This window comes from Haladaptatus rarus (assembly GCF_054177585.1).
In genome coordinates this window covers 1-9,531 of the sequence record NZ_JBPEHG010000036.1, presented here as the reverse complement: position 1 = coordinate 9,531, position 9,531 = coordinate 1, and the positions used below count along the sequence as shown (strand labels likewise).

9 protein-coding genes are annotated in these 9,531 nt (G+C 65.5%); 5 read left to right on the top strand and 4 right to left on the bottom strand.

Annotation, left to right across the window (positions count from 1 at the left end; all coding sequences use genetic code 11):
• Positions 1 to 1,580: thiamine pyrophosphate-binding protein (locus ACR3FE_RS27615; RefSeq protein WP_458211063.1), on the bottom strand; the 1,580-nt coding region annotated here is incomplete at its 3' end.
• Positions 1,581 to 1,726: 146 nt separating this feature from the next.
• Between ACR3FE_RS27615 and ACR3FE_RS27610 the strand changes: the two genes are divergently transcribed.
• Entirely contained in the window at positions 1,727 to 2,944 is a 1,218-nt protein-coding gene (locus tag ACR3FE_RS27610) for a mandelate racemase/muconate lactonizing enzyme family protein (protein WP_458211062.1), read from the top strand.
• Here ACR3FE_RS27610 and ACR3FE_RS27605 read toward each other — a convergent pair.
• Positions 2,941 to 4,113 (bottom strand): hypothetical protein, encoded by a 1,173-nt coding sequence (locus ACR3FE_RS27605; RefSeq protein WP_458211061.1) that lies wholly within the window; start codon positions 4,111 to 4,113, stop codon positions 2,941 to 2,943. The genes ACR3FE_RS27610 and ACR3FE_RS27605 overlap by 4 nt on opposite strands.
• A 4-nt stretch (positions 4,114 to 4,117) precedes the next feature.
• Positions 4,118 to 4,411, bottom strand: a complete 294-nt coding sequence (locus ACR3FE_RS27600) for a hypothetical protein (RefSeq protein ID WP_458211060.1) — start codon at positions 4,409 to 4,411, stop codon at positions 4,118 to 4,120.
• Positions 4,412 to 4,509: 98 nt separating this feature from the next.
• Here ACR3FE_RS27600 and ACR3FE_RS27595 point away from each other — a divergent pair, with 98 nt between their 5' ends.
• Both ACR3FE_RS27595 and xacF read left to right on the top strand, forming a co-directional pair.
• Complete coding sequence (locus ACR3FE_RS27595) at positions 4,510 to 4,866, top strand: cupin domain-containing protein (protein WP_458211059.1); 357 nt, start codon at positions 4,510 to 4,512, stop codon at positions 4,864 to 4,866.
• 97 nt (positions 4,867 to 4,963) lie between these two features.
• Positions 4,964 to 6,412: a 2,5-dioxovalerate dehydrogenase gene (gene xacF / locus ACR3FE_RS27590; protein ID WP_458211058.1), complete on the top strand. Its 1,449-nt coding sequence runs from the start codon at positions 4,964 to 4,966 to the stop codon at positions 6,410 to 6,412.
• Positions 6,413 to 6,445: 33 nt separating this feature from the next.
• Here the strand turns inward: xacF and ACR3FE_RS27585 are convergent, their stop codons facing one another.
• Complete coding sequence (locus tag ACR3FE_RS27585; protein ID WP_458211057.1) at positions 6,446 to 7,315, bottom strand: fumarylacetoacetate hydrolase family protein; 870 nt, start codon at positions 7,313 to 7,315, stop codon at positions 6,446 to 6,448.
• Positions 7,316 to 7,560: 245 nt separating this feature from the next.
• Between ACR3FE_RS27585 and ACR3FE_RS27580 the strand changes: the two genes are divergently transcribed.
• Both ACR3FE_RS27580 and ACR3FE_RS27575 read left to right on the top strand, forming a co-directional pair.
• Entirely contained in the window at positions 7,561 to 8,883 is a 1,323-nt protein-coding gene (locus ACR3FE_RS27580; protein ID WP_458211056.1) for a nickel pincer cofactor-dependent isomerase, group 22, read from the top strand.
• A partial coding sequence (locus ACR3FE_RS27575) for a four-carbon acid sugar kinase family protein (RefSeq protein WP_458211055.1) occupies positions 8,873 to 9,531 on the top strand: 659 nt, incomplete at its 3' end. The genes ACR3FE_RS27580 and ACR3FE_RS27575, both read left to right, overlap by 11 nt.

The following is a 9,531-nucleotide window of genomic DNA, read 5'->3' as shown; positions in this document are numbered from 1 at the left end:
CGGCGCTCGACGGCGGCCGCGACGGCCTCACCGGCGGCCGCCGCCGTGTCGACGCTGGTGGCTCGCACCCCGAACCCCTCGGCGATTTCGGCGAAGTCCGGGCGGTCCCATGTGAACTCGTGCTCGTCGGTGTACTGCATGATATTCGGCGACTTCGAGATGATGCCGTAGTCGGCGTTGTCCGAGACGACGACGACGACGTTGAGGGCGTACTCGGCGGCCGTGTGGAGTTCGTGGATGCACATCATCAGGCCGCCGTCGCCGGTGAGGCAGACGACGGGCTGGTCGTCGTCGCGACCGGCCGCCACGCCGATCGCCGCCGGGAGTCCGACCCCCATTCCGGCCCACGACCCGGCGGTAACGAGCTGGTCCGGGTCGTACGTCTCGAACAGTTGCATCGTCCAGAGCCGGAACCCGCCGACGTCGGCCGTGACCGGCGACTCGCGGGGCGTGGCTTCGCGGACCGCCGCGAGGAGTTCCGGCGTGTTGGCGGGACTATCGCCGTCAAAGAGGCCGAGGTTGTCGAGATGCGTCCGGTACTCCGACCGGACCAGTCGGGCGACGTCGGCGCCACTCCAGCCGTCCCCGCCACGGCCGTCGAGTTCCTCGAGGAGGCGGTCGCCCGCGTGGGTGACGTCGTCGAGGATAGCGACGTCGGCCTCGTAGCCTGCGTTCACGTCGTCAGGTTCGAGGTTGACGTGGACGAGCGTCTCACCCAGGGGGATGTTCCAGTGGGCCGTGGTGACGCCGTCGAAGTCGGCGCCGAGCGCGAGGACGACGTCGGCAGCGGCGAGCGCCTCGCGCGCCCCGGCGGGTGTGGGACTCCCGGTAACGGCGAGCCAGCGGTCGTCGTCTTCGGGGAAGACGCCTTTGCCCTTGTAGGACGTGATGACGGGGGCGTCGAGGGTCTCCGCGAGGTTCCGGACGACGCGGGGGCCGTCGGGCGACCGACGTGACCCTCCGCCAGCGTAGATTACCGGGCGTTCCGCGTCGGCGAGGAGTTCCGCAGCCTCGGGGTAGGTGTCGTTCTCGTACGCGACCCGTTCCGGCGTCACGCTCGCGGCGGGCGCTTCGATTTCCTTCGCGAGAATCCCTGAGGGGACGCCGAGCCGAACCGGGCCGTACGGCGGGGTGAGCGCAGTCTCGATTCCACCCTCGACTCGATCGACGAGGTCGAGTTCGGTCTCGACGGTCACGTTTCGCTTGACGACGTTGTCGAAGGTGTCGGGTTCGATCTCGTGAATGGGATGCTGTCCGCGTTCCTCGGGATTCGCGTCGGCGGAGACGTGCAGAATCGGGACGCAGTCCTCGTAGGCATTCTTCAGGCCGTGCATCGCGTTCGTGTCGCCGGGGCCGGGTACGGTGAGCGTCGCTGCGGGTCGACCGGTCGTCTCGTAGTACCCCCAAGCTATGTGGGGGACGGCCGTCTCGTGGCGGGCCATCAGGTACTCCATCTCCTCGCGCTGCACGACGGTCAGATCGAGGGGAAGCGTCTGGGTCCCGGGAAGGCCGACGAGCAGTTCCACGCCCGCATCGACCAACGCATCGTACACGAACTCACCACCGGTTCCGTCTACCATGCCAACGCGTTGCATACCATCCCACAAAGAGGTATCCATCCGGCGTCAACCACGGACGATCCTCTCCGTGTCCGTTCGCCGACGTCCGCGCGACGAGAGACGGAACGCGGGACAAGAGTTACTTTCCATCGCCCTGAGAAACGGGCATGCGACTCTCCGAGATAGAAGTACACACGCTCTCCTCGCCGATCGAGCCCTCGCAGGAACGCCGTTTCCACGGTGGTGTCCGTCGTCTCCACAAACGCGACTTCGTCCTCGTCCGTGTCGAGACGGCCGACGGCACCGTCGGATACGCACCAGGTGCGGCGACGAGTTCCGCAATGCGTGAGTACTTCGACGGCACCGCCCACGACGACTTCGCGGCGCTCGTCGAGAACCGGGTCCGCGACACCGTCGCGGAGACGAAGATAGCGTCGCCCGAGGATATCGCCGGGGCCGTTGGGACCCTCGACCTGCCCACGAAAATCGAATCGGAAGCTATCGGCGTCATCGACGTGGCCTATCACGACATTCTCGGTAAGCAACTCGGGGCGCCAGTCTACGACCTGCTCGCCGACCGTGAGGTCGACCCAGACCCGCTGGAGTTGTACGCCAGCGCGGGGATGTACATGGAACCGGAGGGCTACGCCGAGCAGGCGCGGACACTTCAGGAGCGAGGCTTTGGGGCCTACAAATACCGTCCCGGCCTCGGCGCCGAAGCCGACGTGCGAACCCTCGAACTCGTCCGTGACGCCGTCGGCGACGACATGGCTGTGATGGTCGACGCCCACACATGGTGGAAACTCGGAGAGAACTCCTACGACTTCGAGGAGGTAGTCGAACTTCTCGACGCTTTCGAGGGCCACGGTCTCTACTGGGTCGAGGAGCCGGTCGAACCGGCCGACTACGACGCCTACGAGCGACTCGCCGAGCGGACTGCCCTTCCGTTAGCGGGTGGTGAGAGCGAAGAGTCCGTCGAGGGACTGCTTCGGCTGGCCGAGACCGGCGTCTCGTACCTGCAGGGCGACACTCGTCACCACGCCGGTTTTACCGGGTGTTGGCGGGCCGTCCAGACCTGTTCCGCCCGCGACGACGTCATGTTCGTCCCGCACAACTTCGGCACGCACCTCGGACTGGTCACCAACGCACATCTCGTCGCCGCGTCACCCGAGTCGCCGATGCTCGAGTACCCCGTATTCGGTGAGGACGAGGGCGGGATGTACCCCTTCCCGCTGGCGGAGGACGTTCTCCACGATTCGCTGACGATAGAGAACGGCACCTTCGACGTGCCGGACAGTCCCGGACTCGGGGTCGATGTGAACGAGAGCGTCGTCGAAGAGTATCCCTACGTCGAGGGGCCCTGGACGGAGTTCGTCTACGACTAGGTGGTAGTACCGTTCGCCGTCGAATTATTCGTCACCTGCCGGTCGGTCACGCCGTCGGTGTCGATCCACCGGAAGGTGATTTCGTAGTCCGACTCCGGCAAGTCGATTGAGAGCGAGATGTCGCCGGTCCCCGAACGATGACTGCGGAGCGCGCCCGCAACCGCACGGATGTCGTCCGCTCCCTCGCCGATTCCTTGGTCGTCAGCCCGACTCTCCAGGGTGGCCGCGATACTGTCTTCAACTTCGCGTAGATTGCCTTCGATGCGGCCGACGCGTCGCTCCTGCGCGTCAGTCAACTCCCGCTCCCGGAGGCCGGTCAGCGTCGAGCGAGTGTCACCGGCGACTCTGAGAGCGACCTGGCCGGTTCTCACGAGGCGGGCGGAGTTGTTGTCGGTCCACCTGACTTCGACGACCGACTCCTTGAGAATGGTGACGCGGAATCGGGCCTTCGCGATGGCGGCGTCCGTTTCGCTCGTTGCGGGGTCGACCGTCGAACGGGCGTCGTAGGAGGCCAGAGCGACTTTCTCTAGTGGATTGTACGAATCAGAGGGATAGCCGGCGGCGGCAACCGTGCCGAGACCGAGGCCGGTCGTCGTCAGGATGGCAACGGCGAGGACGACACGGAGGCCGCCTACGATGGGTTTGCGCTGGCGCATCGGGTTTGCCCACGATTGGTCGAAGGAGGTCTTCAGGTCCTTCGCAAGGTCACTGGCGAGGTCTGCCGTCCGTTCTGAAGCGCCCGCGAGGACGAGGCGACCGGAAGCGGTCACGCGTACGAAGGAGTTGTGGAACCCAGCGTGCGTGACCGAGAGCCCGGCTCCCTCCGGGAAGTCCTCGGCGGCGACGCGCTCGTAGCCGTCGGTGGCACGGACGGTGTCGCGGACGACGTTGAGGACCTCCTCACGACTAGGATACGTCTTCGTCGACGTGAAGTACCGGTCCTTGGCTCCGGCGCGCGCGTCCTCGGCCTTGGCCTCACGGCGGGACTGATAGACGACGTGCTTCGCGGCGGCGATACCGTCCGGCACGACGGCCACGACGACGCCGAACACGGCCACCCATACGAACGGTTCGAGGCCGGCGCTGGCACCGTACTCGAGGGCACCCCACGCCGCGCCGGCGAGGAGCACTAGCCCACTGCCAACCGCAGTTGCCCGGAGTTTGTTCATATATTCACCGAGTGTACGTGCCGATGACCAACTGTTTGATCTTGCCGACGAGACCGACGTCTCGGCGTTGCCGTTCCTCTTCGAACAGCGGTTCCAGCTTCTCGTAGAGGTCGTCCTTGTCCTCGAATCGGTCGAGGTCTCCCTGCGCGAGGAGTTCACCGAGCATCATCGATTCTCCCTTCTCGTTGATAGAGACGTTCGTGAGAGCATGTTCCCGCTCGAGTCGCGTCACGGAGACTGGGTAGGACCACCCCTCTTCCTCGACGAGTTTGGCGACCTTCTCGGGTCCGGGTATCATATATTGTGATAGACTGCCGCACGGGTATAAATCTTACAACGTCCCGGGTTCCTCTCGTCCATACGCTTTTTACCGTCGAGCGAGCAGGAAGAACAAGCATGGAATCCACGTTCTTCGACGAAGCGGAAATCTACGAACCAGAGGAAGGCTGGCGGCGAGTCTCGATGGCCGGGAGCGAGCGGTTCAGCTTCGAGTGGTTCGAGAAGCCCTCAGGGCACAGCTCCCCGATGCACGACCACGAGAACGAGCAGGTGTGTCTCGTTCTCCAAGGCGAACTTACCGTCTACACCGAAGACGAGGAGGTCACTCTCGGGGAGCACGACTCGGTGTGGCTCGATTCGTGGGAGACCCACCGCGTTGAGAACACCGGCGACGAGCGCGCCGTCGGCATCGACGTGTTCGCACCGGGCCGCTCGTTCGACTTCTGGCTCGACCGCGAGGACGCGGACGACTGACCGATCCGACGGCCGATTCTCGGAGGACGCCCATCTGCCGACGGAACGACTACCGGAACCAAAAGCCTCGTTATCAATGCGCTTGAATCGCTGATGTATGCCAGACGCTAGACGAAACTACGTCTCGGGTGAGTGGACGGAGTCCGAAACCGGCGAGACGTTCGAGGTCACGAACCCTGCCAACTCGAACGAGGTCGTCAACGAGTACCAGCGGTCAAGTCGTGAGGACGCCGCCGAGGCCGTAGCGGCGGCCGCCGACGCCGAAGCCGAGTGGGGCGAGACGCCCGCGCCCCAGCGGGGCGCGATACTCCGCGAGACGGCGAAAATTCTCGAGGACCGCAAGGCGGAACTGACGGAACTGCTCACCACCGAGGAGGGGAAGACCCACGCCGAGGCCGGCGGCGAGGTCCAGCGCGCCATCGACATCTTCTACTACTTCGCCGAGAAGGCGAACGACCTGGGCGGCACAGTCAAATCCGCTAGCGGGCAGCACACCAACCTCTACACACGGACCGAGCCGGTCGGCGTGGCCGCACTCATCACGCCGTGGAACTACCCCGTCGCGATTCCCGCCTGGAAGCTCGCACCCGCGCTCGCGACCGGGAACACCGTCGTCATCAACCCGGCGTCGCTCGCTCCCGGCGTCGCGCTCGGCATCTTCGAGACGCTCGACGAGGCCGGCATCCCGGACGGCGTCGCGAACCTCGTCACCGGTCCTGGCGGTGAAGTCGGCGACGAAATCGCGTCCCACGAGGATGTCGACGCCGTCTCGTTCACGGGGAGCGGCGAGGTCGGCAACTACGTCTACGACACCGCCGCCGACAGCCAGAAGCGCGTCCAGACGGAGATGGGCGGCAAGAATCCGACGCTGGTCTCGGCGTCCGCGGACGTCGAGGAAGCCGCGGACATCGTCGCCGCGGGCGCCTTCGGCGTGACCGGACAGGCCTGTACGGCGTGTTCCCGTGCCATCGTCCACGAGGACGTCCACGACGACTTCGTCGAAGCCGTCGTCGACCGGGCCGAGTCCATTGACGTCGGTCCGGGCGACGAGTACGAGATGGGTCCGCAGGTCAGCGCTGACGAACTCGATAGCACCCTCGATTACATCGAGGTCGCCGAGAAGGAAGGAGCGACCCTGGCGACAGGCGGTGGAACGCCCGAGGGCGACCGCTTCGGTGACGGCTACTTCGTCGAGCCGACGGTCTTCACCGACGTCGAATTTGACTACCGCATCGCCCAGGAGGAGGTCTTCGGTCCGGTGCTGGCAGTCGTCGAGGTTTCCGACTTCGAGGAGGCGGTGAACGTCTGCAACGACGTCAAGTATGGGCTCTCCGCGAGCATCGTCACCCAGGACCACTCGGAGGCGAACCGCTTCGTCGAGGAGGCCGAGGCGGGCGTCGTGAAGGTCAACGATAAGACGACGGGCCTCGAGCTTCACGTTCCGTTCGGCGGGTTTAAACGCTCCTCTAGCGAGTCGTGGCGCGAACAGGGCGACGCAGGTCTCGAGTTCTACACCATCGAGAAAACCGTCTACGACAACTACTGAGTGGATCGAACCGCCGCTCTCGGCGTCGACGTTTCACACCTGGACGACGGGGTTCGACAGCGTTCCGATCGACTCGATGTCTATCGTGACCGTGTCGCCCTCCTGCAGGTTGAAGTCGTCCGCCGGGACGATCGACGTCCCGGTCATCAGAACGGCGAGTTCGGGGACCGCGTTGTGCTGCGTGTAGTGGCGGGTGAGCTCCTCACAGGACCGGATCATCTCGTCGGTGGACGTCTCACCCGAGAAGCACGTTTCGCCGGCGCGTTCGATGGTCATCGACATTGCGAGGTCTTGAGGGTCCCCGACCGTGTTCGGACTCGCTACCGCCGGCCCGACGGCTGCACATCGGTCGTAGACCTTCGCCTGCGGAAGGTAGAGCGGGTTCGTTCCTTCTATGTCGCGGCTACTCACGTCGTTACCGATGGTGTACCCAACGACGTCACCCTGGTAGAGGACGATTCCCAGTTCCGGTTCAGGAACGTTCCACTGGGAATCCTCGCGGACACCGATGGCCTCGCCCGGACCGACGGTCCGCGACGGCGTGGCTTTGAAGAAGATTTCGGGGCGCTCGGCCTGATAGACATCGAGATACATGTCGGGCATCCCGCTCTCTTCTTTCCGGGCCTGTTCGCTGATCTCGTAGGTGACGCCAGCCGCCCACACCTCGTCGGGGGCGAATGGGAGGCCGCGATTCGTGGCCGCTTCGTCGGGATCGACCGTCGGGGCGGACTCGACGAGCCTCGCGGCCACTTCGTCGGCGGTCGTCTCCATGACGGCCGCAGTGCGCAAGAGGTCATCGAACCCCGATAGTTCCGCCTTAACGGAGCTCAGGTCGTAATACCGGTCGTCCGTCTCTGCGACGAGGTGTCCCTCAGCACCGCGGGCCAACTGGTAGTAACGCATGTAACTAACCACTGCAGACACCTTATAAAGTTCTTATGTCATGAAGTAACACGGTGAGGACGACTGTCTCACCCGAAGGACCGGGACGCCCGGGCCTCCCTCGGCTGGCATAATTTTGGTCGCGCCGTGCAGCGGCAGACAGGAACACCGGAGTCGACGTGTCGTCTACCGCTTCCGGCGTACAGCGCAAGTACACCTCGTCGACCGAAGACAGAACTAAGGCGGCCGGCGAGCGAGAATAAGTCATGGTAACCCTCGACATCCCCAGCTCGGAACGGCTCGAGAGCGTCAACGACGTGACGGTAGAGCAGTTTCCGCAGTTCGCCCACGCCAGACGCCATCGGGACCCGCCCCGGATAGCCGACGTGTCGGCGGCGACGCGAGCGGCCGTCAGCGACATTCCGGCGTTCGATGATCTTGAGGCGGGCGCGGAAGTCGCGATCACCGCCGGGAGCCGGGGAATCCACGACATGCCCGAACTGCTGGAGGCCACCGTCGCTGAACTCGACGAGCGGGGGTTCGACCCGTTTGTGATTCCTGCGATGGGGAGCCACGGCGGCGCCACTCCCGAGGGCCAGCGCGAGGTCCTCGGCTCCTACGACCTCACCGAGGAACGACTCGGCTGCGAGATTCGCGCCGCCATGGACACCGAGCCGGTCACCGAAGATGACGAGGGGTGGCCCGTACCGGTCTCGACGGTCGCACTCGACGCGGATGCAGTTCTGCTCGCGAATCGGGTGAAACTCCACACGGACTTCCGGGGTGACGTCGAGAGCGGCCTCACGAAGATGGCAGTCGTCGGCCTCGGGAAGCAACGGGGGGCCGAGGTGATGCACAACGAGGCGCTGAACCGCGGCTTGGGAACAGTCATCCCCGAACGGGCGGGAATCATCTTCGAGAAGGCCCCCGTCGTGGGCGGTATCGCCCTCGTCGAAAACGCGAACGACCGCGCGGCGATCATCGAAGGAGTGCCGGTCGAGGATATTCCCGAGCGAGAGTCGGAACTCCTCGACCGCTCGCGCGAACTGTTCCCTGACCTTCCGGTCGACCGTCTCGACCTTCTCGTCGTCGACGAAATCGGGAAGGACATCTCGGGCACCGGGATGGACACGAACACGGTCGGCAGGTACATGTTCGGCGACGAGCCAGAGCCGGAGGTGCCAGACGTCACGCTCATCGCGGTCCGCGGCATCACGAAGGCCTCGCACGGCAACGGCATCGGGATGGGGCTCGCCGACTTCGTCCACGAGGACCTCGTCGCCGACCTGGATCTCGAGGACGTGTACATGAACATCGTCACGAGCGGCGAACCTGCCCGAGCGCGCATCCCCATCGTCGCCCCTTGCGACCGAACGCTGCTCGTCCTCGCCGCCTCCATGACTGGCGTCCGCGACCCGGCCGATCTTCGCGTCGGCTACATCGCGAACACCCTGGAGCCCGACGACCTCTACGTCTCCGACCCCGTCGCAGACGAACTCGAACCGCGGGAGGACGTCACCGTCGGCGAACGTGAACGACTGTCCTTCGACGAGGCGGGCGACTTCGACTTCCACTTCGATGACCACTGACCGCACCCTCATTGTCGCCGACGATTTGACCGGCGGGACCGACACGGGCCATTCGTTCGCTGCGCGGGGCTACGAGACGGTCGTCCGCATCGACCCCGACTTCGACGCGCCCGACGCGGCGGTCCTCGTCGTCGACACCGACTCGCGCTACGTCGGGCGCGACGAGGCAGCCGCGAGAGTCTGGGACGTCGTCGCGTCGACGGCGGCGGCGGTCGTCTACAAGAAGGTCGACTCGACGCTCCGCGGGAACCTCGGCGCCGAAATCGTCGCCGCCTACGACGCAATGGACGCGGACGCCGCCGCCGTCGCGCCGGCGTTCCCCTCGAACGACCGCGTGACGGCGTGCGGCCACCACCTCGTCGGCGGCGAACTCGTCACGGACACCGAGGCGGGAAACGACCCGGACAGTCCCATCGAGACCTCGCACCTGCCCGGCCTCCTCGGGACGCAGATTGACGACCCCATCGTCCACGCGGACGTCGAACGCGTCGCCTCCCGGACTGCGGTCGAAGCGTTCTCACGGGAAGACGACGATTCGACGGGCGTCCGCCGCGTCGGCGTCCGTCGAATCGTCGCGCTCGACGCCGTCCACGACGCGCACCTCGACGTCGTCGCCGAGGCCGCACGCGACCACGACGGTGACGTCCT

What these genes read in the sequence shown, in the direction of transcription:
- ACR3FE_RS27585 (WP_458211057.1), bottom strand. Translation starts at nt 7,315, where the DNA reads ATGCGTTACTACCAGTTGGCCCGCGGTGCTGAGGGACACCTCGTCGCA.
- ACR3FE_RS27605 (WP_458211061.1), bottom strand. Translation starts at nt 4,113, where the DNA reads ATGAACAAACTCCGGGCAACTGCGGTTGGCAGTGGGCTAGTGCTCCTC.
- ACR3FE_RS27595 (WP_458211059.1), top strand. Translation starts at nt 4,510, where the DNA reads ATGGAATCCACGTTCTTCGACGAAGCGGAAATCTACGAACCAGAGGAA.
- ACR3FE_RS27600 (WP_458211060.1), bottom strand. Translation starts at nt 4,411, where the DNA reads ATGATACCCGGACCCGAGAAGGTCGCCAAACTCGTCGAGGAAGAGGGG.
- ACR3FE_RS27610 (WP_458211062.1), top strand. Translation starts at nt 1,727, where the DNA reads ATGCGACTCTCCGAGATAGAAGTACACACGCTCTCCTCGCCGATCGAG.
- xacF (WP_458211058.1), top strand. Translation starts at nt 4,964, where the DNA reads ATGCCAGACGCTAGACGAAACTACGTCTCGGGTGAGTGGACGGAGTCC.
- ACR3FE_RS27580 (WP_458211056.1), top strand. Translation starts at nt 7,561, where the DNA reads ATGGTAACCCTCGACATCCCCAGCTCGGAACGGCTCGAGAGCGTCAAC.